At 38.0% G+C, this 24187-nt stretch carries 17 protein-coding genes; 7 read left to right on the top strand and 10 right to left on the bottom strand.

Going from position 1 to position 24187, the window contains the following annotated elements:
• Positions 1-2 precede the first annotated feature (2 nt).
• Together CRO15_RS02525 and CRO15_RS02520 are read right to left on the bottom strand one after the other, a co-directional pair.
• A complete protein-coding gene (locus CRO15_RS02525; protein ID WP_097044200.1) occupies positions 3-1838 on the bottom strand; it encodes a glycoside hydrolase family 36 protein in 1836 nt (611 codons plus the stop codon).
• Between the two features lie 387 nt (positions 1839-2225).
• Positions 2226-4586, bottom strand: coding sequence for a PDZ domain-containing protein (locus tag CRO15_RS02520; RefSeq protein ID WP_097044199.1), 2361 nt, complete (start codon positions 4584-4586; stop codon positions 2226-2228).
• A gap of 223 nt (positions 4587-4809) precedes the next feature.
• Between CRO15_RS02520 and CRO15_RS02515 the strand changes: the two genes are divergently transcribed.
• Positions 4810-5520: an SDR family oxidoreductase gene (locus tag CRO15_RS02515; RefSeq protein WP_097044198.1), complete on the top strand. Its 711-nt coding sequence runs from the start codon at positions 4810-4812 to the stop codon at positions 5518-5520.
• A gap of 1 nt (position 5521) precedes the next feature.
• Here CRO15_RS02515 and CRO15_RS02510 read toward each other — a convergent pair whose 3' ends face one another.
• The 4 genes from CRO15_RS02510 to CRO15_RS02495 all read right to left on the bottom strand — a co-directional run bounded on the left by CRO15_RS02510 (position 5522) and on the right by CRO15_RS02495 (position 14110).
• Entirely contained in the window at positions 5522-8248 is a 2727-nt protein-coding gene (locus CRO15_RS02510) for a PD-(D/E)XK nuclease family protein (RefSeq protein WP_097044197.1), read from the bottom strand.
• Positions 8249-8315: 67 nt separating this feature from the next.
• Complete coding sequence (locus CRO15_RS02505) at positions 8316-9674, bottom strand: OmpA family protein (RefSeq protein WP_097044196.1); 1359 nt, start codon at positions 9672-9674, stop codon at positions 8316-8318.
• A gap of 104 nt (positions 9675-9778) precedes the next feature.
• Positions 9779-10981 (bottom strand): glycine C-acetyltransferase, encoded by a 1203-nt coding sequence (gene kbl, locus CRO15_RS02500; protein WP_097044195.1) that lies wholly within the window; start codon positions 10979-10981, stop codon positions 9779-9781.
• Positions 10982-10990: 9 nt separating this feature from the next.
• Entirely contained in the window at positions 10991-14110 is a 3120-nt protein-coding gene (locus tag CRO15_RS02495; RefSeq protein WP_097044194.1) for a UvrD-helicase domain-containing protein, read from the bottom strand.
• 119 nt (positions 14111-14229) lie between these two features.
• Between CRO15_RS02495 and CRO15_RS02490 the strand changes: the two genes are divergently transcribed.
• Positions 14230-14838, top strand: a complete 609-nt coding sequence (locus tag CRO15_RS02490; RefSeq protein WP_097044193.1) for a superoxide dismutase — start codon at positions 14230-14232, stop codon at positions 14836-14838.
• Positions 14839-15498: 660 nt separating this feature from the next.
• Here CRO15_RS02490 and CRO15_RS02485 read toward each other — a convergent pair.
• From CRO15_RS02485 to purN, 4 genes are all read right to left on the bottom strand, one after another.
• Positions 15499-17397: an amidophosphoribosyltransferase gene (locus CRO15_RS02485; protein WP_097044192.1), complete on the bottom strand. Its 1899-nt coding sequence runs from the start codon at positions 17395-17397 to the stop codon at positions 15499-15501.
• 46 nt (positions 17398-17443) lie between these two features.
• Entirely contained in the window at positions 17444-18370 is a 927-nt protein-coding gene (locus tag CRO15_RS02480) for a PfkB family carbohydrate kinase (protein WP_097044191.1), read from the bottom strand.
• A 98-nt stretch (positions 18371-18468) separates the two neighbouring features.
• On the bottom strand, positions 18469-19104 hold the full coding sequence (locus CRO15_RS02475; RefSeq protein ID WP_097044190.1) for a ribonuclease H1 domain-containing protein: 636 nt from the start codon (positions 19102-19104) through the stop codon (positions 18469-18471).
• Entirely contained in the window at positions 19094-19669 is a 576-nt protein-coding gene (purN, locus tag CRO15_RS02470) for a phosphoribosylglycinamide formyltransferase (protein ID WP_097044189.1), read from the bottom strand. Before purN ends, CRO15_RS02475 begins: the two co-directional genes overlap by 11 nt.
• Positions 19670-19831: 162 nt before the next feature.
• On the opposite strand from purN, the gene CRO15_RS02465 reads away from it, so the two are divergent.
• The 5 genes from CRO15_RS02465 (at position 19832) to pyk (ending at position 24186) form a co-directional block, all read left to right on the top strand.
• Positions 19832-20065, top strand: coding sequence for an acyl carrier protein (locus CRO15_RS02465; protein ID WP_009778413.1), 234 nt, complete (start codon positions 19832-19834; stop codon positions 20063-20065).
• Positions 20066-20165: 100 nt separating this feature from the next.
• Entirely contained in the window at positions 20166-21416 is a 1251-nt protein-coding gene (gene fabF / locus CRO15_RS02460) for a beta-ketoacyl-ACP synthase II (RefSeq protein ID WP_097044188.1), read from the top strand.
• Positions 21417-21427: 11 nt separating this feature from the next.
• On the top strand, positions 21428-22165 hold the full coding sequence (rnc, locus tag CRO15_RS02455; protein ID WP_097044187.1) for a ribonuclease III: 738 nt from the start codon (positions 21428-21430) through the stop codon (positions 22163-22165).
• A 111-nt stretch (positions 22166-22276) separates the two neighbouring features.
• A complete protein-coding gene (locus tag CRO15_RS02450; RefSeq protein ID WP_097044186.1) occupies positions 22277-22741 on the top strand; it encodes an IPExxxVDY family protein in 465 nt (154 codons plus the stop codon).
• A gap of 2 nt (positions 22742-22743) precedes the next feature.
• Positions 22744-24186, top strand: a complete 1443-nt coding sequence (gene pyk / locus CRO15_RS02445) for a pyruvate kinase (RefSeq protein ID WP_097044185.1) — start codon at positions 22744-22746, stop codon at positions 24184-24186.
• Position 24187: the final 1 nt, after the last annotated feature.

Raw genomic sequence — 24187 nt, 5'->3', positions numbered from 1 at the left:
TTTTATTTGGTTTTTGTAAAAGAAATTAAACCAGATGCTGGAACATTAAAAGTATGAGTGCCTTCAGAGAGTTCTACAATTTCCTTTCCAGTTTCATTGCCAAGACAATCCTTTATGCTATATTCAAATTTTTCGGGTGTTCCAGTGACCAGAACAACTATCTGAGGAGATATTTTTGCATTAATTATATCCACATTTTTATAGGCTCCAGTCTCTAATTTTACAAGGTTGTCATTAAAAATAGTAGTAATCTTTTTGTCTGGGGTCATTCCCTCCAAAATTGGATAATTAGTAAGAGGGCTTGTAGGGTGAAAATCGCCCTCTAAAAGGACATCTCTATTTTTTAACCAATAATCAGTATAGAACTTTATCATTTTGAAGTGGTCTTCTGGAATATCTTCCAGCCTAACGGATATCTGTGGAACTGAATACATTACATTGAGCATCTGCAGGGCTGCAACCTCAACTGGTTCATCATAATGCCACATCAACATATCGGAATGGACTGCTGTGGAACCACTTAAAAGTCTTAAGTCTGATGTTCTGATTCGGTTTACAGATGAAAGGTTCGGGCAATCTGTTGCTCTGAACATGTTACCATATTTTCGCATGGCAGGGCCAACATAGGGTTGCCTAAATTCAATCATGATATCTGGCTTAATTTCTTGAAGGGATTTTACCAAATCCGTCATCAAAACATCTGTAGCTTCGTTAACTGAAGCAAAATCCCGTCCATTTTCCTTGGTGAATTTAGTGTTGTCATCGGCCGTAAACCTTCCAATAAAATCCAGTTTAAATCCATCAAGGTCCCAATTGTGAATGGCATCAACATAGGTATCAATTATAAACTGCCGCACTTCAGGATATCTTGGATCTAGCACATAAGTTCCTTGCCCATTCCAATACCTAAGATATTTTCCTTTCATTTTTTCATAGGCTTCTGATTTTTCACCTACAAAGGGGACCCCATACCATAATATAAACTTCATGTCTAGATCATGAACGGCTTGCACAAACTGTTTCATTTCTGGAATCCGTTCTGGTTTCCAATCTCCAGTGTAAGCATAACCTCGGTTACTGTCAAGGGTTTGCCACCCGTCATCAACAATAATGGATTCAAATCCCATTTTTTTGGCTAGTTTACACTCTGCAAGCAAATCGTTCATGCTAACATTTTGATGATAGCTATACCAACTTGAATATACCGGCCTTCTTGCCACTTCTGGAACGGGAACGGGTTTTAAAAAATCAAAAGATGCCCACCAATCGGCCACTTCGCCGAGAGCAGTTGAATATTGTTTGGGCCTTGTGTCAAAACGAATCTTTACCTCATAATTTTTTAAAGGACTATGTTTTTCTGAGAAAAACAGAATCTGATTATAAACAAACCCATCTTCCTCTCTGATCCCGGCACTTAGAACCACTGTGTTTAATGCTTCGGATACCGCGTATGTTAGTTGATTGATATCGTCATGGCCAAAAAGTGTTACAACAGGAGCTTGTTTGGCCAACATAGAACGAACCGAAGAAGGCCCCCAACTTGGGCCGATAGTTTTATCGTTAAATGCACCGCTACTCCAAAATCCGGCCACATTGCTTGAGGGCATTTTCCATTTAAGAGAAAATTTTGGAGGAGTAGTAGCTTTTTCTTGTAGCAGTCTTATAGTGATAATTTCAAGACCTTCGCTAATTTTTTCCGCGGAAATCTCTGATTCAAATGAACTTAAATCACCAACTAGTTGAACTTGTTGTTGAGCTACTTCTATGGTTTGATTTTCTTGAGCCCATAAGGTCCCTGACAAGAAAAATGAAAGCGCTAGTATTTTTATATTTTTCATTTTAGGTTTTATGAAGATAGGTTCTTATGTTAATGCTAGAAATGAAATTTTCTACGAACTTATAAGCTATGCTTAGTTAATATGCTGCTTATCAATTCGCTATTGTTTATGATTAAAAACAAATATATTAACTATGATATACTGTGATAGTATCAAAAATAGTATTTTTTTCAACAATAGCAGGGAAAATGGACCTCAAAATATTACGCTAAGACAACCTCTACAACTAAACCTTGAATGAACATTACGAAATGGAAATGCTAACGGACCAGAGGGGCTTTAAGTGTTGGTGTTTGAAAAGGATTGTTCATAGGTCTGACCTGTACCATAAAACTAATGCAAGCACAATGGTTTTTCTTTTGACTTACAGGTCAATTGTAGGGTCTTCTATTTTTTTAATTTTACCCTGAAGTCGTTTTTTTTCTGGTTTCTATAGACTTGAAGACTTAGATGTCCTTTCCAGCCATGCTCCTGATATAGCTTCATTAAATCTTTTATGGTATTTATCTCTGCGCCTTCTCCGCCTACAATAACATCTCCACTTTCCAACTGGGAGAGGGCAAGGACACTTTGTGTATCAATTTCGGTTATTAGTATTCCAGAAGTTTTATTGAGCCCGGAGGCAGACCTTTCTGCAAGGGTTTCAATATTTTTAAGATGTCCGCCAAGCCAAACAAGTGAGGTGCCTTTTGTTTTTTTAGTGCCGGAAATGGACCAGAGCACAGGAAATTCAGGAGTTTTTGCCAATTTGCGTAGAGATGGTTTTTTAACCCCAAAACTATCCATAGAAAAGTTTTTAAAACCAAGGGTAAGTGCAGGTGAATCTTCCGCAATTGTATAATTGCCTTTTTCCGGGTTCATAAATTTTGGGTTCCCAAAAAAGCTATTAGTATCTACGTTGTTTTTTTGTGCATCTATAAGGGCTTCTTCATCAGGAAAAAGATTGTAGTCTACTTCTTTGCCCCATGATTGCAATCGAATATCCTTGTGGTCTGTAAGGACTATGTTTTTACGGAACACATCACCACTGTTTTTGAACCATACATGAGGGTGAAACCCATTGTTGATCATAATGTTGTTCTCAACAGTTCTGTAAAAACCTTCTCGCAATTTCAGACCTCCATTCAAGCATAAGTTATTGTAGATTTTATAGTTGGACGAACCATCATCCAGATCAATATCCCATCCATGATCACATCTAAATCTATTGTTTTTGATAACTGTGGTGTGAATGGCGTCCCAAAGGGGCATTTCAGGATTTTCCAAGACCATTTTGTCCATAATTGCTCTGTTGGGGTGCCAAAAACGGTCTCTTCCCCAAGAATTAAAAGATCCATGGTCACCAGATTCCAATACAGTGTTGAACACGTCATTATACGAAATCAGATGACCTCCCCAAGTACCTTCACTAATGTTTATTCCAGCTCTTGGAACATCATAAATACTGTTATTGCTTACGGTAATATTCATTGCCATGGAAATCTGTACCCCAGCAGTTTGTTTTTCAAGTCTTCCAGTTCTGTATATAAGGTTGTTGTCTACTAAACCTTCTTTGGGATAAGAATTGTTTGCTGGTCCTTTTACGGTGTCCAATTCATTAAAAGGAACAAATTCCCGGTATTGAAAAGCGGGGGAGCGCACGGCGGAAGGGTTTCCAACAAAGCTAATACCAGATGCCCCACAATCATGGATATGATTCCCTATTAGATGGGTTTGTTGGTTATAATTGCTAACAAAAAGAACATTTCCTCCTAAATTGGAAAATTCACAATCTTTGATCGTAACATTTTCTGAATCTTGAATGAATACCGCTCCACCCCTGTAAATGGTCCAATCACTGCGCAATAGTGGTTCATAGTCTTCATTTATGGTTCTTTGGGCATGTTCAAATTTCAGGTCTTTAATCAAAACATCTTTTACGGGTGTTTCCTGGTCACCTTTTATGGTAATCAGATGTTTTAAATGGACCCCTTCCATAATCGTGTTTTGTGGTTTTACCCCTTCTTCTGGCCAGTAATAAAGAATTTGGGTTTCACTGTTCAAAAACCATTCTCGTGGAGCGTCCAATTCCTCGAACACGTTTTCTACCATTCTATATGTATCATGAATCCCGGCACTTTTTCGGTTGTTTTGGTGCCCTCCTTGCAATACCGCTTCTCCGTTTTCGTCAATTTTAGAAATCATATAATGAAAACCTCCCCATTCACCTGCGTGCATCGCATGAACTATTGCTCCAATAGGTTGAGACCAGGTTTTAATACGTTCAGGAGCTATGGCGTCCGAGGCATGCCCTTGCCAGTGTCCACCATTTTCATTGTAATTGGGGTATCTGGCCAAAATTTGCTTTTTGCCATTTACAAACAATTGATCAAACATGGTATTGCCCGAAACCTTGGCCATCCATATACTATCTGAATATTTCTCCCAGTTCAAAGATAATTTTCGAGAACCCTTTATGACCGCAACACCATTTTTTGGTCCCAAGATTTGTAATCCGTTAAGCTCTGAGGTAATCTTTAAAGAAGAATCTAAATAGTGATTTCCCTCCAAAAGATGCATAATGACCTTGGAATTCTTGTTGCTCTGGTAGATTTGTTTCGCTTTGGTTAGGCCTTCTTGTACACTGTTAAAAGATATTTTATCTGGATCGTTTAAATTCTTGCCAATATACAAGTGCGTTTCTTTTGTTTGGCAACCCGTAAAAAAAACCATCAATAGTATAAATGGCCATATAACATAAAGTTTCATCAAGATTTTTTTAAGATAAAGACCTCATTCTGAGATTGTAAATTGCTTCAATATAACTATTTGACCAATTTAGACTGGTAATATTCAATGGACAAGAGGTTATTTTGCTGTTATCAATATTATTATTGCTTAGATTTTGAATATATTTTAGGTAGGTGCAAGGCAAATAGCATAAATTTAATCGTCTTAATAATGTTTATATATTAATAAAAACAATTATAGCATGAAATTGAATGGTAAGGTTGCTTATGTCACTGGCGGAACCAAAGGTATTGGATTTGGGGTAGCTCAATGTTTGCTTGATCAAGGCATGAAGGTTGCCATTAGTGGACGAAATAAAGAAGGAGTAGAGGCAGCAATTAAAGCACTTGATGATAATAAAAATGTTCTTGGCATATGTTCTGATGTATCTATATTAAGTGATGAAGAGAAAGCGATAAAACAGATATTGAATAAATGGGGACAAGTGGACTTGGTGTTGGCCAATGCTGGAGTGGGTCATTTTGCACCAATTGATGAGATGGAAGAAAGTAAATGGCACCAAATGATCAACACCAATTTGAATGGAGTGTTCCACACACTAAAAGCTTGTGTAGAAGCTTTAAAAAAATCTGAGGGATATTATATGACCTTGGCCAGTTTGGCGGGCACCAATTTTTTTGCGCAAGGAGCAGGTTACAATGCAACCAAGTTTGGCGTGGTTGGGTTTACCCAAGCAGCTATGTTGGATTTGCGGAAATACAACATAAAAGTGACGACTATTATGCCTGGTTCTGTAGCTACCCATTTTAATGGCAATGATCCTTCTGAAAAGGATGCTTGGAAAATCCAAGCTGAAGATATTGGAAAGCTAGTGATGGATTTGTTGCAGATGCATCCGCGCACATTACCTAGTAAAATAGAGGTGCGCCCCACAAGACCTGACCTAAAATAATTCAAATTTCTTTTTCAACAAACGGGATGTCTGGATTACAGATTTCATGAATTAGCTGATGGAGGGAAGTTTCAAAAGTTTTCAAGGTTTCTGTTGTTATTGTGTTTCCGTTGAATGAAAAGGACAAGAAACCTTGATTCAAGTTTTTGAAAGAATAGATTCCAGCTTGAAGGTGGTTGTGGAGTCCATGTTTTTTGGAATACATATAAGAATAACATAAGAGTTGGAAGGCTTTGCTTTTATCATAATTTGAAATCAGTTCTTCCCATTCAGTGATTTTAACATTTCTGGGTTCAACCCTTCCTGTTTTGTAGTCCACTATTCTTATAACACCATCAACTTCGTCCACTCTGTCTAAAGTTCCTTTGAGTTTTATGGGGAAATCCAGACCAGGGACATTCAATGCAATTTCATATTTTTCTTCCAGTTTCAGAATCTTTATTTCATGTTTGGAGAGTTGCTCCTTTTCCTTATTAATAAAGTTGTGCAGGTATTTTACGATTACACTATATACCAAAAGAAATTTTCCTTTTGTGATATCAATACCTGACAAATTCTTTTCAAAATGAATTTTGACAACTTTAGGAATCTCAGAATCTAATGAAGTAAGGTGTTCCAGATTCAAGATTTGGCCAATAAGGGGTTGGTACAATTGCTCCAAACTGTCATGTACAATGGTTCCAAAAGTGTTGGCTGCAATATTCTCCTCTACTTCATCAAGATCACGGATTTTAAGAATATTTTTTTTGTAAAATTCAATAGGATTTCTGATATAATTACTTAACGATGTTGGTGAAAATCCGCTGCCGGCTACCTTTTTGATGTTTTGAAGTAATAATGGGGTCTTGACAATTGTTTCTGTGGGCAAAGGGTTAATTTTAACTTCTGGAGAGGCAATAGTATGTGTAATACAATCCGAAATACTTTCATCTGTAAGCAATTGGGATATCAATCTGCTTTTTTCGCCTCCTTCCAGCACATCTGTTTCCGTATTATAAACCAGGTATACATTCTTGGCTCGTTGTATCAGTCTATAAAAATGATAGGTGTAAATAGCATCCTTTTCTTTATAGGTAGGAAGGCCGTATTCTCTTTTAATATCAAAAGGGATAAAGGAATTGTTGGATTTTCCAGAAGGAAGGATACCTTCATTCACAGAGGTTAATATTACAGTTTCAAAGTCTAGGTTTCTACTCTCCAACATTCCCATAATTTGAAGGCCCGAGAGTGGTTCCCCAATAAAATCCAACGCTTCTGTTGAGGCAAGTTGTTTAAAAAAACTCTTTATTGATTTTAAATCAGTGATAAAATCAAGTGTGCTTACATGCTGTTTTAATTGATTGAACAGGGTATAGAACCGATATAAATATTCCAATTCCATTACATTGTTTTCCTGCTGAAAAATGTCTTTTAGCATTTGAACAAGCGACAAGGAATTTTCAATCCACTGAAGAGGTGATGGGCTTTTATTTGGAAATATGGCATCTAAATAGGATGAGGAAGAATAGTTTGACAGGTTGCTTGGTGTGAGGTAAATCCAATTACGCTCTTTGATGTCTTTGGCAATGACATTGGCAGGATTGTTTTTTTCTGACGAAGAAACGGTTATACTGTATGGGTTTGTAATAAATTTAAGAGCATCCTTATAAAACCATCCTTTTTTGGTCCTGGAAATACTTAGTTCCAGAAAGGATAGAAAAAAAGAATAAAGTACAGTTTTGTTCAGAGGCAATCCCATGGTAATGTTTACCTCATGTATAGCGGAGGGTATCACTTGAAGAATAGGATCAAGCAAGGATTCGTCTGCTAAAACAAGAGCTGTATTTTGGATTCCGTTATTAGAAGAGGAATGAATATCCTGCAATATTTTTCCAACATATTTGGCTTGAGAGATACTTTTTGGGACACCAGTTACAGAAATGCTTTTTTTTGATGAATAGCTATTGTGGACGCCAAGAATATTTCTTGTGCGGTAATATGACCATTCCTGTTTGTAATTTCTAATAAACAATCCCGCATCATGAACAGGGTCGTTTAAAAAACAAGAATCAATATCCCAGTAGATGTGATTATCGGATTGCTCTAAAAAGGATTGTATTATGTTTGACTCGGCAGTATTTAGGGCGTTGAACCCGATAAAAATAATGGGTTTATTTGTGGTGTTTTGTTTATAGCCCTCCAGTTTGTCTACCGCAGTTCTGTAGACCAATCCTTGATAGCCTTTCTGTTTGGCTAATAGATTTTCAGAAAATTTACTGTAGAGAGATTCAAGGTGGTTCCAGAACAATAGATAGTTTTCTACCAGATTGGTCTTGTCCTTTTTTAGAGACCAATGATTCAACTCTTTGATAGCGGATAGATAATTGAGAATATCTTTTGCTGGGATAAGGTATCTGTCAATTTCATTAAAATCCTGCAACAATGTTTGCCCCCATTTTAGAAAGGTTAGAAAGTCATCGTGTACTTCAACCGCAGAATTTAGGTATACCCCATAGAGTTCAAGAAGGAGGTCAATTGTGGGGGCAGTGGTAATACCTGCAATTTGTGCCACAAAATCTTCAATGGAAATGATTTCTGGGCTAAAGATGTTTTTGTTGAACTGATTTGAAATATGCTTTTTTAAGAATGTTCCAGAACGTTTACTGGGAAGAACATAGATACATGACCCAATGGGAACATTTTTTTTCTGTAGGTCATCCAAAACGTATTCAAGAAAACTTTGCTGCATGTATTAAAAATAAAAAAGGCCCTGCAATTGCAGGGCCTTTTCTGAAAAGAAAACGATTGTTTTCTTATTATTTTACCAAGTTGATTTCAACTCTTCTGTTTTGCTTTCTACCAGCTCTTGTGTTGTTGGTAGCAATTGGTTTGTCTTCACCATAACCAATAGCTGTCAATCTGCTAGCAGAAATTCCTTTGTCAACCAAGAAATCTCTAACAGCATTAGCTCTCTTCTCAGAAAGTGACTGGTTCAATTTTCCACTACCTACGCTGTCAGTGTGACCTTCAACAGTAAATTTAGCGTTAGGATACTCGTTCAAGATTTGGATGATATCAACCATTACAGAAGTAGATTCTGCTTTGATAGAAGATCTACCAGTATCAAACAAGATAGTTCTTGCATAGTCGTTCAATTGCTTTTGAACTTCTTCAGTTACTTCTGGACAACCGTTGTTAGCTACTGTTCCAGCAACTTGTGGACACTGATCATCTTTGTCAAGAACACCGTCACCGTCAGCATCTGGCCAAGGGCATCCGTTGTTTTCAGCAGGACCAGCTTCGTTTGGACACTGATCATCTTTATCAGCAACACCGTCACCATCAGCATCAGGACAACCTGCTAGTGCAGCAAGACCAGCTTCGTTTGGACAAGCATCGTCTTTATCAGCAATTCCGTCACCGTCAGCATCAGGACAACCGTTCATTTCTTTAGAACCAGCTTCGTTAGGGCAGCTATCTTTGCTGTCTTCGATACCATCACCATCAGCATCAGGACAACCGTTGAAAGCTTCAAGGCCAGCAACTTCTGGACAAGCATCGTCTTTGTCATAGATTCCGTCACCATCGGTATCTGTACCACCAAATTTGATGCTAATACCAGCCATGTGTTGGAAATGCTTAACCAAGTAATCTTCAAAGGCATGCTTGTACTGTGTTTGTAAAGTAAGACCAATGTTTTCAGAAAACCAGAAGTTTACACCTATACCACCGTTAGCGGTACCAGCTCCGATTTCATCAACCCAAGTATAACCACCACCAATCTCAACAAAAGGATCTATTGTAGTGTTCTTTAGGAAGTTGTACTTAATAGTACCATCTATAGCGTAGTGAGACAAATCATCTACTGTTTGTTCTCCAATTTTTTCAATTCTATTTAAAGAACCTCTAGCACCTACTGAAAAACCATCTCCAATATATTTGGATACGCCTACATAGGAAACAGAAGGCAAGATGTTCCAGTGATCAGAAACGTTGAAGTACTCATCAAATAATGTAGTACTTGAAAATGCGTTGTTTTCATCGTTAGTTGGGTAAGCGTCAATTGCGTTTACTCCAAAACTAATCTGCCATGGATTATTCTCGTCTTGCGCTTGTATGTTGTTCGCACCCAAAAAGACTAGTGCAACAACCAATAATTTGCTAAGATGTTTCATGCTCAAAATTTTAAGTTTAAGTGTTTATCAGCAGCAAATGTAAGTTGTTAAGACTTATTAACAAAATCAATTTTTCTTTTTTTTTACTGCATTACATAGAAGTTTTACTGCATTTCAACGATTTTAAGTGCTTTTCCCACTTCAATGAATGCATTTATTGCTTGGTCAAGATGGTGCTTTTCATGTGCTGCAGACAACTGTACACGAATTCTCGCCTTTCCTTTGGGAACAACGGGATAGAAGAAACCAATGACGTAAATACCTTTTTCCAATAGCATGTCTGCCATTTGCTGGGATAGCTTGGCGTCATATAACATTACCGGTACAATGGCAGAATCGCCATCAACAATATCAAAACCAGCTTTTTTCATTCCTTCTTTAAAGTATTCTGTGTTCTTTTGGAGCTTATCCCTTAAAGAAGTATCCTTATCCAACATTTCAAAAACCTTTATGGAGGCTCCAACAATGGCAGGTGCCAAAGAATTGGAAAATAAATAAGGCCGGGATCTTTGGCGAAGGATTTCAATAATCTCCTTTTTGCCTGTGGTGTATCCGCCCATGGCTCCTCCCAGTGCCTTGCCCAAGGTTCCTGTTATGATATCAATCCTGTCCATAACCCCTTTTTCCTCCAGGGTACCTCTTCCGGTTTCACCAATAAATCCTGCCGAATGACATTCATCAATCATAACAAGAGCGTCATATTTATCGGCCAAATCACAGATTTTATCTAGCGGAGCCAATAAGCCATCCATAGAAAAAACGCCATCGGTGACAATGATCTTGAATCGGGCACCATCTTCTTGGCTTTGTTTTAATTGGGTCTCAAGGTCGGACATGTCATTATTGGCATATCGGTATCTTTTGGCTTTGCACAAACGAACCCCATCAATAATGGATGCATGGTTCAACGAATCGGAGATTATGGCATCTTCAGCGGTCAATAAAGGTTCAAAAACCCCACCATTGGCATCAAAGGCTGCAGCATATAAAATAGTGTCTTCCGTACCGTAAAAATCGGCTATTTTTTGTTCCAATTCTTTATGAATATCCTGGGTGCCACATATAAATCGAACCGAAGACATTCCAAAACCGTGGGAATCCAATGCATCTTTTGCCGCTTGAATCACATCTGGATGGGAAGAAAGTCCCAAATAATTGTTCGCACAAAAATTGATGACTTCTTGCCCGGTTGATATTTTAATAACCGCATCTTGTGGAGAAGTAATAATGCGTTCTTTTTTAAACAACCCTGCTTCCTTTATAGTGTCCAGTTCATTGGTCAGGTGTTCTTTTATTTTGCCGTACATAGTTTTTGTTTAAAGAAAAATGAGATTTATTTTTTGATCAATATATATAATTATGGAATGTTTTATTTTATAACCCATTTCTTTTAGAACCGTGGCGTATTGCATTATCTGCTCTTTATGGGATGGTGATGGTTTTCCGGTTTTATAGTCAATTATTATAGCTTCATTATCGAATATTACTATCCGATCAGGGCGCAAAGATGCACCATTTACAGTTAAAATTTCCTGTTCATTTAAGATTTCATATCCACTGGAAAAATATTGGATCAATTGGGGATGGTTGACAACACTCAGCACTTTTTCTTTGACATACTGCGAAGCATCCTTTGGAATACGTCCTAGAAGTTCAAGTTCTTCAAGAACTTTGGGGACATTGTCTGCTGTTCTGATATGACTTAAGGCAAAATGAATCAGATTGCCCATTTCTATCGCATCTCTTTTTTCATCATCCCATAATCCACTGGATCTTGAGGAAATAGTAAAATCCTTATCCTTTTTATCTCTTGTGATATACTGAATGTACTGTTGTTCATCCGCTTTTATGGTTAAAGGAGTGCGATTTTCATCCAAATCACCAAAAGTATAGACACCTTGGTCGTTTTCTTGAAGGCCTTTTTCTAGCAAAAAGTATTGAAACAAATCTGAGTATGAATTGGCATTGGCCAATGTGGTTATTGGTTTTCCAGTTTCAGAAATAATGTACAGACCCTTTTCTGCTCTGGTTAAGGCTACGTACAGAATGTTTATGGCATCCAATTCCGTTTTAACTACTTCATCAGCATATGCTGCAGCGGCGCTATCGTTGTACTCCAACATTTCTGAATTGGTGTTGATGAGGAATTCATCTAATCCTAAATCAGGTTCTGAAGGCGTATCGGGCACCCAGGATTTCTTTTTCTTTCGTTTATCATCAATAATGGAATTGGCAAAAGGAAAGATCACAATGGGAAACTCAAGCCCTTTTGCTTTGTGGATGGTCATGATTTTTACCGCATTTACATTATCCGGAGCAGCAATGGAAAGGATTCCTTTTTTTAACTCCCAATGCTTCAAAAAGGAATATATGCCCGCACTGTCTTTTTTCTCAACAGTTAAAGCTTCATCCATTAAAAAGTTGAGGTAAGCTGCAGCATTGGTGTTGAGATTAAAATGGATAATGGTATTCTCTAAAATTGCTAGGACCGATCTGCCTTTTTGATTTTGAAGGTGAAAGTCATACCCTTTGGCAAGCAACTCCTCTATGTTATTTATATAAGATGCTATAAAATCATGTTTTTCACCATCATCTTTGGCTAAAAAGCTAAGAATGGTGTAAATGGACTCTTTATCATTGGTGTTTTCAAGAACCTTTAAAATCGAAATCAAGAAAATTACGGTCTCATTGTTGCCCAACAGTAGTGAATCTGAAGACACAATGGGAATTTGCTTTTGGGATAGGAAATTTGCAAGAAGCATTCCTTTTTTATTGTCGCGCACCAAAATACAGATGTCGGAATACGCGTATTTTTTGGATGAGACCTCATTGATTATCTCCAAAACCTGATGGCAGTATGCTTCTTCTTTGTTTATAATTTCCTTGTCCAAAAAGGATAATTGTATGTAGCCCCCTATTCGGTTATTGGGTTTTTGGTTACAACCTTCCAAAAAGAGGGTTTTATGATCTTCAGGTTTTAGGAATGGGCCAATTTTGGTAAAAAAGTCATTGTTGAATTGGATAATTTCACTGTAACTTCTCCAATTGGTGTCCAATGTTTTAATCGTGGGCCGGACCACAAAAGGGTGCGATTTTCTGTTTAAAAGATCTAGGAACTGTTCTACCTTGCCACCCCGCCATCGGTAAATGGCTTGTTTTACATCGCCAACAATAAATAAGGAGCCCAATTCTTTTCTTTCGTTTTCGCTTTCAAGGGCGTTGCCGATCAATGGAATCAAATTTTCCCATTGCATTTGAGAGGTGTCTTGAAACTCATCAATAAAATAATGCCGATATTTTTCACCCATTCGCTCATAAATAAAAGGAACGGGTTGGTCTTTAATTTCTTTGGACAGTAAAGAGTTCAGGGATGAAATGGGAATAATATCCTTTTCGTTTTCTATGTTTTTTATTTCTTTGGCGATTTCATTCAACACGGTCAAAGGGACAATGTTTCCATAAATGTTTTTAAGATAGCTTCGCCTGTACAGCTTCTTTTTGATCAGTAGAAAAGCTTCCAAAACCAAACTTGCCAAATGGGATGCATCTCTTTTGTCTGTAGCTTTTAGAATTTTTCCTTCTAAAAGATTTTGTTCTAGTTTGTTGTTGTAAAGTGTTTTTGTTTTAAACTCTCCAGCAACTATTTTTTTAAAATGATTGGGCAAGGTCTGTCTTGGAAAATCAGAAGGGGCAAATCCTTGATTGTCCATTTCCACAAGGATTTTTTGCGCTTCTTCAATGACTGAAGCTTCAATTGATTTTAACTGTGATGTAATTTTCTGCTGGATTTCTTTAAAATCATGGAGTGATTTTGATTGTAACGCTTCAATAGAGGACGAATGGTTCTCCTGAAAGAGCAATTTCCCAATTTCCACCAGATCATAGGAAATGTTCCAGCTTTTGTCTTCATCAATTTTTTCAAGTGAAAAAGCCAAAAGGACTTCGGTGAGTTCTTGATCGTTCCCCGCCCGTTCTAATAATCTGCCTACGGCTTCTTCTAGCAATATTTCGGTGTCCAGTTCAACTTCAAAACTTTGGGAAAGCTGGAGGTCCCTTGCAAATGTTTTTATGATTTTATGGTTGAACTTGTCAATGGTGGAAATCTCAAAAAAAGAATAGTTGTGCAAAATTCTTTTTAGCACAAGTTTTGCTTGTTGTTGCAATTCTTCTGGGCTCATTAAAAGATCATGACAAATCTCCTTGAATAAGGTGCTTTGGTTCTCTGGATCCTTGGGAGCACCAAAAGCGTAAAGGTTGTCAAGAATTCGGGCTTTCATTTCGCCCACGGCCTTGTTGGTAAAAGTAATGGCCAGAATTTGGCGAAACTTCAAAGGGGAATTATTGGCAAGTAATAATTTAAGGTATTCTTTGGCCAAAGAATATGTTTTGCCAGAACCTGCTGAAGCACTGTATATTTCGAAATTGGAAACTTCCAAAAATGTTTTTACTGCAAATTACGGATTACGAACATGAACTTAACTAGCAAATGCATTAAAAATAAGTCTTAAAATCGTATTTTTACAGTTATCATTATTAACTTAAAAACAAAATAATTATGGCTTTTGAATTACCTAATTTACCCTATGCATATGATGCTTTGGAGCCACATATAGATGCAAGAACTATGGAAATACACCATACAAAGCATCATAATGGATACACCACAAAATTGAATGGTGCCATAGCGGGAACAGATTTAGAAGGGAAAGATATTTTGGATATTTTATCCAATTTGGACATGACCAATGGTGCAGTACGAAATAACGGTGGCGGATTTTATAACCATGCCCTCTTTTGGGAAGTAATGTCGCCAAATGGCGGAGGCACGCCTAGTGGAGATCTAGCTACTGCCATTGATGATGCTTTTGGTTCTTTTGATGCATTTAAAGAGAAGTTCGGTGCAGCTGCGGGAACTCGATTTGGATCTGGTTGGGCATGGCTTTGCGTTCACAAAGGAGGAAAACTTGAAATTTGCTCAACTGCCAATCAAGACAATCCAATAATGCCTGGAATAGATTGTGGAGGGCATCCTATCCTTGGATTGGATGTTTGGGAGCACGCCTATTATCTGAATTACCAAAACAGAAGACCAGACTATGTATCTGCATTCTTCAATGTAATCAATTGGGATAAAGTTTCTGAAAATTACAAGTCAAATAAATAGGTAGAAAACATCTGCTTAAAAAAGGGGTGCCGCTCAGCGGCACCCCTTTTTTATTGTCTTGACAGGCTACAATAGAAAAGGGTGAGGAAGCCCTCACCCTTTTCGTCCCAAATCTTACCATAAACTTAACCTACTTATGCTATGGCAAAACTAAATTACTGGTATTGTGAGAAATAACAAAAGTTTTTGAGGAAATTTTTGTGTTTTGAAGAAAAAACTGAAGAGGTTTTGGATGGAAAATTTGATAAATCCTTGAGGTTCAAACATAAAGAAGGCGGAGAATACTCCGCCTTCTTTCCCCAAATCTTACCATGAACTTAACCTACTTATGCTATGGTCCTCCAAATGTAAGCCAAGGCGACCCTTATTGAAAAAGCTTTTAGACGAAACCCCTTTTATTTGGTTGAATTGCCAACCTTGTCGGCAGGGAGTACTATTGTTAAGGAAAAGGATTACGTGAAGAGAAACTTGGATTACCGTAAAATAAAAAAGGTGGAATAGCTTCCACCTTTTTTGCCCCAAATCTTACCATGAACTTAACCTACTTATGCTATGGCAATACTAAAGTAGGTTCGACATTTGCCTAATGTACAAAAACACGACAATCTGCGTATTTCATCGATGAAATGCACGGATTAACTTTAATTTATGCAAGCTTAATCAATAAGCTCTTTCGTTCTTTCCTTCATAAAAGTTGATGAAAGCCTTGTTTACCACTCTATTTCCGCCTGGAGTGGGATAGTTGCCGGTGAAATACCAATCGCCTAAGTTTTTAGGACATGCCTCATGTAGGTTTTCAATAGTTTGGTAAATAATGTCCACCTCTGCATTTATTCCTTCGGGACTGAGTATTTCTGCAATCTTTTTAGAGATTTGATCAGCAGTGAACGGAGCATAAAACTCCTGAACGTAATTCACCACCTCTTTATCCTTTGATTCTGTCTGGGTCAAACACTTTTCATAAATCTCTTTTATCTTATGTGTGGTTCCATGGTCTTCGTGTAGGGCCTGTGCAGCTTTAAAGGCGACAAAGTCTTCCAGCTTGGCCATGTCAATACCATAACAATCTGGATATCTAATCTGTGGGGCGGAGGAGACTACTATGATTTTCTTAGGGGATAACCTATCTAGAATTTTAAGGATACTCTTTTTTAAGGTTGTTCCTCTCACTATACTGTCATCAATAATAACAAGGTTGTCATTTTTCTTCACAGAACCATAAGAGATGTCATAGACATGGGCCACTAAATCGTCCCTGCTACTATCTTGGGTAATGAACGTACGTAACTTGGCGTCCTTAATGGCTACTTTTTCAATACGAGGTCTTACGGCCAAAATTCTATGGAGTTCTTCTCCAGTAATATTTGGTCCAAGAGCTAGAATTTGCTCCTCCTTTCTTTTGTTAAGATAATTCTGAGCCTCTTTCACCATTCCAAAGAAGGAAGTTTCGGCTGTATTGGGAATGTATGAAAAAACAGTATTGCTCAAATCGTCATCAATAGATTTTAAAATTTGAGGGAATACTAATTTTCCAAGCATCTTTCTTTCTTGGTAGATTTCCTTGTCACTTCCCCTTGAAAAATAAATGCGTTCAAAGGAGCAGGCCTTTCGCTCAACTGGTTCTTTGATTTGCTCAATGCGGGTGGTGCCGCTTTTCTTTATGATGAGGGCATGTCCTGGGTCTAATTCATGAACATTTTCATAAGGAACATTGAATACGGTTTGGATAACTGGTCGCTCTGATGCCACTACCACAATTTCATCATCTTTATAAAAATATGCAGGTCTGATTCCCGCTGGATCTCTTACCACAAATCCATCGCCATGTCCTAAAAGGCCTCCCATGGTATATCCACCATCCCAATTCTTGGAAGCTTTTCTCAATATTTTGGCAACATTCAATCGCTCTGCAATTAAAGGGGATGCTTCCCTTTTATTATGCCCCTCCTTTTTTATCTGCTTGTAGAGTTTGGCTACTGCATCGTCCAAAAAATGGCCGATTTTTTCCATTACGGTAACGGTATCTGCCAACTCTTTGGGGTGTTGTCCCAATTCTACCAGATTATTGAAAAGCTCGTTGACATTTGTTAGGTTGAAATTACCTGCAACAATAAGGTTACGGTGCATCCAATTATTCTGACGTAGAAATGGATGAACACTTTCGATGCTGTTTTTCCCAAAGGTTCCATATCTAACATGGCCCATCAATAATTCCCCTATATACGGAATGTTCTTTTTTTGAAGGGCGACATCGTTTTCATATTCAGGGTTTTGCTCAATAGCAGTATTGATCCTGTCGTTGATTTGGGCAAAGATATCCTGAATGGGTTGCTGTTGTGCGGAACGTACCCTACTCATGTAGCGCTCCCCGGCATTCATGTCCAGTTTTATACTTGCAAAACCAGCACCATCCTGTCCTCTATTGTGCTGTTTTTCCATCATAAGGTACATTTTGTTCACTCCATAAAAAGCTGTACCGTACTTTTCTTTGTAATACTCTAAGGGTTTAAGCAAACGGATCATTGATATTCCGCATTCGTGCTTAATCGCATCACTCATAACAAACCAAAATAAAAAAAGCCCCGAAATTTTTCAGGGCGTGTATTTATGTTAATTCAATATTGAACTGTGTCAATTCTTTAAACTGTAATAGGCGGCTATCAATCTCATGCCTTTTCAGGTTGAGCATTCGTTCTGTGCCAAATCGTTCAACACAAAAAGAAGCAAGATTGGAACCGTGTATAATTGCATTCTTCATACTTTCAAAAGAAATATTCTTAGTCTCGGCCAAATGACCTGCAAACCCTCCTGCAAAAGTATCTCCTGCACCTGTTGGGTCAAAAACCTCTTCCAAAGGTAAGGCGGGCGCAAAGAAAATATGCTCTTCATGAAACAAAAGTGCTCCGTGCTCTCCTTTTTTTATGACCACATATTTTGGTCCTATTTCTTGAATTTTAGCAGCGGCTTTTACCAGCGAATATTCATTGGTCATTTGTCGTGCTTCTTCATCATTTATGGTGATTACATCAATCCGTTTAACCACTTCCATCAACTCATCCCATGTGTTGTTCATCCAAAAATTCATAGTGTCCGCTATAATGAGTTTTGGTCGTTTTTCCATTTGATCAATTACACCCAACTGTATGCTTGGGTGAAGATTGCCCAACATGACCACATCGGCATCCTTAAAGTTGTCTGGAACAACTGGATTGAAATCTGCCATGGTATTAAGCTCTGTAATCAAGGTGTCCCTGGAATTTAGGTCGTTATGGTATTTTCCTTTCCAGTAGAAAGTTTTTCCGCCTTTTACAACATCTATTCCTGAGATATCAATATTATGGTCGGTGAATATATCAAGATAGCTTTGTGGAAAATCTTCGCCCACAACGGATACCACAGATGATTGTACTTTAAATTGTGAAGCGGCCAAGCCTATAAAAGTTCCCGCTCCGCCCAATATTTTATCGCTCTTGCCAAAAGGTGTCTCAATATCGTCAAAAGCGACACTCCCAACAATCAACAATTTGCCCATTCCTGAAATTTGCTGCAAATATACACTTTAGCCAATCCATTTGCATTAAAGGCAACTGTTTTTAAGATAAAGATGAGAAAATAGGGTTTAGGGGGGGGTTATTTTCTTCCAAAGTCGGCAGGGATTTCTCCCCATGCCTTTGTCTCCCATTTTACAATTGGGGTGTTGTATGAATTTTTGTTCAACCAATCCTCTGCACGTTCAATCAACTCAAAAACTACAGCGTTTTTAACATTTTTCTTCAGTTTGGTGCCACATTTCTTCTTTCGTACCCAGCCAATGGCAATCCTAGAATCGGAATAAATAACCCGATTGCTTTTCTTCTGTTTTAAAAATGCCAAACCGTGCACAAGTGCTAAAAACTCACCAATATTGTTAGTGCCTTGATTAAAAGGGCCTTGTTTAAAAAGAGGTTTCTTGGTTTTGGTGTCAACGCCTTGGTATTCCATTCTTCCTGGATTTCCGCTGGATGCGGCATCCACAGAAATGGAATTGTAGTTGGGTTCTCCAATTTTTAAAAGCTCTTCTGGGGACAGTTCACTTTTACCCTTGGATTTACCTTTATATTCTAAATAATTGCCATTAAAGGCCTTTTTAGCTTGATCAAAAGCTGGAAAAGATTTGTATTGGGCTCCTTTAAAACCTTCTATTTGTGTTTTGCAATCGGCCCAAGATTCATAAATACCTGGGCGTTTGCCTTTCCAAACCACATAAAACTTCTTCTTATTCGCCATCTTCTAGCAACAATTTTTCTATCACTTTTGGAAAATGCTCATATTCCAGTTGATGTACCTTCTGGGCGATAGTGTTCGCATCATCCGTAGGAACCACTTCTGTTTTTGCTTGGAATAGAACAGCACCCTCATCATAATTTTCATTGACAAAATGAATAGTGATGCCGGTTTCAGGTTCTAAATTATCTTTTACAGCTTGATGCACCCTTATTCCATACATTCCCTTTCCACCATATTTTGGAAGTAGCGCAGGATGTATGTTGATGATTCTGTTTGGAAAGGCATTTATCAGTGCAGAAGGAATTTTCCATAAAAACCCGGCTAAAACTATTAAATCCGGATTTATTCCTTGGAGCATTTGGACAAGGCTTTCTGACCCTGAAAATGCCATTTTATTAAAATAATAAGCCGGAATCTCTAATCTTTCACATCGTTCCAGCACTTTGGCATTTTTTTTATTGGTTAAAACCGCTACTACCTTTATGACCTTACTTTCTCCGAAATAAGAAATAATATTTTCTGCATTTGAACCACTGCCGGAGGCCAAGATCACTATTTGCTTCATTATGGGACTACTACTATGGTTATTTCACTAAATTTATCAGGCTAAAGTAGTGTACTAGAGCCTAAGATGTTTAATTTGAGGCACATTTTATCGACAAATGGTGTATTTAATCCAAAGTTTTATATTTTTGCCAACGATTAAATTTTTAAAACCGATATAATTATGTCAGACATTGCATCAAGAGTAAAGGCTATCATCGTTGATAAACTAGGTGTTGATGAAAATGAAGTAGTAGCTGAGGCAAGCTTTACCAACGATTTAGGTGCGGATTCCTTGGACACTGTTGAACTTATCATGGAGTTTGAGAAAGAATTTGATATTCAAATTCCAGATGATCAAGCAGAAAACATTGCAACTGTTGGTCAAGCCATTAGCTATATAGAAGAAGCGAAGTAAATTTATGATATTTTACTAAAGATTTTAAATTATCCATGTGATGATCATCGCATGGATAATTTTTTTTTAATTTAGGTTCTAAAGGTAAAAACATAGTTCAATGCAGTTAAAGCGAGTAGTGGTTACTGGAATGGGTGCACTTACACCTATTGGTAACAATTTGGAGGCTTATTGGGAAGGACTAAAGAATGGTAAAAGTGGATGCGCTCCAATTACGTATTTTGATACAGAAAAGTTCAAGACCAAGTTTGCCTGTGAACTTAAAGGATATAAACCTGAAGACTTTTTTGATAGAAAAGAGGCCAGAAAACTGGACAGGTTTGCGCAATATGCTTTGGTTTCTTCCGATGAGGCAATAGTAAATTCTGGGTTAGATCTGGATAAAATCGACAAATTTAGGGTCGGTGTTGTTTGGGGAGCTGGAATTGGAGGTCTGGAAACTTTCCAAAATGAAATGATGGGGTATGCCGCAGGAGATGGAACTCCTCGGTTTAATCCATTCTTTATTCCTAAAATGATAGCAGATATTGCGCCAGGAAATATTTCCATAAAACATGGATTTATGGGCCCCAATTATACCACAGTTTCAGCCTGTGCGTCATCCGCTAACGCAATGATAGATGCACTTAATTATATAAGGTTGGGTCATTGCGATGTTATTGTTTCTGGAGGAAGCGAAGCAGCAGTTACCATTGCAGGAATGGGTGGATTCAATGCAATGCATGCGCTATCAACAAGAAATGAAAGCCCAGAATCAGCATCAAGACCTTTTGATGCAACCAGGGATGGTTTTGTTTTAGGGGAAGGTGCAGGCGCTTTGATTCTTGAGGAATACGAGCATGCCAAAGCCCGAGGGGCAAAAATATATGCAGAAGTTCTAGGTGGCGGACTTTCTAGTGATGCACACCACATGACAGCACCTCATCCTGAAGGAATTGGAGTGGTCAAAGTAATGGAAAATTGCTTGCAAAATGCTGGACTTAAACCAGAAGATATAGATGCTATAAATACGCATGGAACATCAACTCCTCTTGGAGATGTGGCTGAGTTAAAAGCGATATCCAAGGTGTTTGGAGCGCATGCAACCAATATTAACATCAACTCTACAAAGTCCATGACCGGACATTTGTTAGGAGCTGCCGGAGCAATTGAGGCCATTGCCTCTATATTGGCAATGGAACACAGTTTGGTGCCACCTACCATAAACCATAGCGTAGTTGATGAAAATATAGATCCATCACTGAACCTGACGTTGAATAAAGCTCAGAAACGTGAAGTAAATGTAGCCATGAGCAATACTTTTGGTTTTGGCGGACACAATGCATGTGTGTTGTTCAAAAAAATAGGATAGTTTTGTAAAAGATGAAATTAACCTCCAAAATATTCAATTCCCATCCAAAATCGGATGGGGATTTTTTTTTGGGCATCAAAACAATTCTGGGATTCAAACCTAAAGGTTTGGCTATTTACAAAAAGGCATTCTTGCACCGCTCGGTGAACAAAAGAGATGCTGAGGGCAACCCCATGAACTATGAACGATTGGAATTCTTAGGAGACGCCATGCTTGGCACCATTATTTCAAAACACCTATACAACGAAGTTCCTGAGGGAGACGAAGGGTACCTAACCAAAATGCGCTCTAAAATTGTAAGCAGAAAACACTTGAACGAACTGGGCAAGGATTTGGAGCTTTTACGTTATGTGGAGAGTAGAATTCCAAAATCGCATTTTGGGGAGAACATCCATGGCAATGTGTTTGAAGCATTGGTGGGAGCCATTTATTTGGACCGAGGCTATGCTCATTGCGAAAAATTCATCAATGAAAAAGTGATTAAACCCTATGTGGACATTGAGCAGTTAGAAGGAAAGGTCATTAGTTATAAAAGCTTGGTAATTGAATGGTGTCAAAAGCAAAAAAAATCATTTAATTATGAAGTTTACGAGGATACAGGGAATGATGAATTAAAACACTTTGCTGTTAAACTTACCATAGGGGATAAAATATTGGCCAAAGCGAGGGCCACTTCCAAAAAGAAGGCCGAAGAAAAAGCATCAAGAAGAGCCTATTTTGCGCTACAGAGCAAAATGGAAAACCAATAACTTTAAATTAAGGTAAACTCAAACGTTTTCGTAATGTTTAAAAGGCTATTGTACTACTTCAACTAGGCTGGCTAATGGATTAAGACTATATTTACAGTTCGCTTTTGGAGCATGTTGACAACACATAAGATATCAGCAGACTTTTATGATGACGACTTTCAGCTCATCGCAATACATAGCAATTTGGAAGATTATGCCATAGGTTATGCCATAAATTTCAATTGTGGACTGTATCTAAAAAGGCTGGGGAAGGATTTGATTTTTGATCAAAACCTTTCTTTTTCTGTATTTGAATGGGATGATGAGATGAACGATATCTATTGGACACTTATTTCCAATAAATGTGCAGTTGAAGTGGATATCCCTTCTGATGGCCTTTTTGAAAAAAACACCTCTTTTAGAACAGATCATTTGATTAAAGAACAAAAGGAAGTTGATTATTTTTTAAAAGTGGATGCAGGGGATACGATTACCCTTGAGGAACAAGTTAAATCTATAAATAAAATACCAAAGGTTATTACAGCATATCCAATAGATGCGCAAACCTTAAAATCAAAAAGAAACCTAATCTTTTAACAATGCCAACCAGTAAGAAAACAAAAATAGTGGCCACTTTGGGCCCAGCCACCAGTAAGAAGGAAGTTTTAACAAAAATGATGAAAGCAGGGGTGGATGTTTTTAGAATAAATTTCTCACATGCCTCTCATGATGATGTAGCTGAGCGCATTCAAATGATACGGGACCTAAATAAAGAGTTAGGGGTAAACACCTCTATTTTGGCAGATTTACAAGGACCAAAACTTAGAGTTGGTGTAATGGGCGGAGAAGCCGTTGTTGCTCCAGGAGATGAAATTGCTTTTGCAACAGGAGAGCCTTTTGAAGGAAGTGCCAAAAAGGTATATATGAACTACCAAAGTTTTCCGCAGGATGTAAAACCTGGAGAACGTATTTTATTGGATGATGGAAAATTGATTTTCGAGGTAAAATCAACCAATGGGAAAGATGAGGTAAAAGCTGTTGTTATACAAGGAGGTCCTTTAAAATCAAAAAAAGGAGTGAACCTTCCCAATACAGATATTTCTTTACCGGCGCTGACCGAAAAAGATATCAAGGATGCCATATTTGCCATAGGTCAAGAAGTGGATTGGATGGCACTCTCTTTTGTTCGTCATAGCCAAGATCTCATTGATTTACAGAACTTAATCAATCAGCACTCAGAACATAAGATTCCTATTGTTGCCAAAATTGAGAAGCCAGAAGCGGTTGAAAACATTGATAAGATTGTAGCCTACTGCGACGGTTTAATGGTAGCCCGAGGAGATTTAGGTGTGGAAGTTCCGGCCCATGAGGTACCACTCATCCAAAAAAAGTTAGTGCTACGTGCCAAAAAAGCAAGAATTCCAGTGATTATTGCTACCCAAATGATGGAAACAATGATTACCAGCCTAACACCCACTAGAGCAGAAGTAAATGATGTTGCCAATTCCGTAATGGACGGCGCAGACGCAGTGATGCTTTCTGGTGAAACCTCTGTAGGAAACTATCCTGTTCAAGTAATAGAAAAAATGTCTAGTATTTTGGAAAGTGTTGAAAGTTCCAGCTTAATTAGCGTTCCACAAACACCTCCACATATTCGTACCAAAAGATATATTACCAAATCTGTTTGCTACCACGCGGCAACAATGGCCAATGAAATTCAAGCAAAAGCAATTTCTACTCTTACTAATAGTGGATATACAGCTTTTCAGATATCGGCATGGAGACCCAGTGCACATATTCTTGTATTTACATCCAACACAAGGATTTTAACGCAGTTGAACTTGTTATGGGGGGTTAAGGCCTTTTACTATGACAAATATGTTTCAACAGATGAAACTATTGATGATGTAAATCAAATTGCATGCAAAAAAGGATTTTTGGATGTCGGCGATATGCTCATCAGTCTAGCAGCTATGCCCATTAAGGATAAGGGTATGGTTAACACCCTACGGGTTACAGAAATTGAAACCTGTAACTTTTAAT

The sequence above is a fragment of the Flagellimonas pacifica genome (assembly GCF_900215465.1).
Classification (GTDB): Bacteria; Bacteroidota; Bacteroidia; order Flavobacteriales; family Flavobacteriaceae; genus Flagellimonas; species Flagellimonas pacifica.
Note: the sequence above shows the minus strand (reverse complement) of the source record. Positions and strands in the feature narration are given on the sequence as shown.

Coding starts and splice junctions, on each gene's coding strand:
- CRO15_RS02515 (WP_097044198.1), top strand. CDS start 4,810: ATGAAATTGAATGGTAAGGTTGCTTATGTCACTGGCGGAACCAAAGGT.
- CRO15_RS02505 (WP_097044196.1), bottom strand. CDS start 9,674: ATGAAACATCTTAGCAAATTATTGGTTGTTGCACTAGTCTTTTTGGGT.
- fabF (WP_097044188.1), top strand. CDS start 20,166: ATGCAGTTAAAGCGAGTAGTGGTTACTGGAATGGGTGCACTTACACCT.
- CRO15_RS02525 (WP_097044200.1), bottom strand. CDS start 1,838: ATGAAAAATATAAAAATACTAGCGCTTTCATTTTTCTTGTCAGGGACC.
- purN (WP_097044189.1), bottom strand. CDS start 19,669: ATGAAGCAAATAGTGATCTTGGCCTCCGGCAGTGGTTCAAATGCAGAA.
- CRO15_RS02510 (WP_097044197.1), bottom strand. CDS start 8,248: ATGCAGCAAAGTTTTCTTGAATACGTTTTGGATGACCTACAGAAAAAA.
- CRO15_RS02480 (WP_097044191.1), bottom strand. CDS start 18,370: ATGGGCAAATTGTTGATTGTTGGGAGTGTCGCTTTTGACGATATTGAG.
- pyk (WP_097044185.1), top strand. CDS start 22,744: ATGCCAACCAGTAAGAAAACAAAAATAGTGGCCACTTTGGGCCCAGCC.
- CRO15_RS02520 (WP_097044199.1), bottom strand. CDS start 4,586: ATGAAACTTTATGTTATATGGCCATTTATACTATTGATGGTTTTTTTT.
- CRO15_RS02465 (WP_009778413.1), top strand. CDS start 19,832: ATGTCAGACATTGCATCAAGAGTAAAGGCTATCATCGTTGATAAACTA.
- CRO15_RS02485 (WP_097044192.1), bottom strand. CDS start 17,397: ATGAGTGATGCGATTAAGCACGAATGCGGAATATCAATGATCCGTTTG.
- rnc (WP_097044187.1), top strand. CDS start 21,428: ATGAAATTAACCTCCAAAATATTCAATTCCCATCCAAAATCGGATGGG.
- CRO15_RS02450 (WP_097044186.1), top strand. CDS start 22,277: ATGTTGACAACACATAAGATATCAGCAGACTTTTATGATGACGACTTT.
- kbl (WP_097044195.1), bottom strand. CDS start 10,981: ATGTACGGCAAAATAAAAGAACACCTGACCAATGAACTGGACACTATA.
- CRO15_RS02475 (WP_097044190.1), bottom strand. CDS start 19,104: ATGGCGAATAAGAAGAAGTTTTATGTGGTTTGGAAAGGCAAACGCCCA.
- CRO15_RS02490 (WP_097044193.1), top strand. CDS start 14,230: ATGGCTTTTGAATTACCTAATTTACCCTATGCATATGATGCTTTGGAG.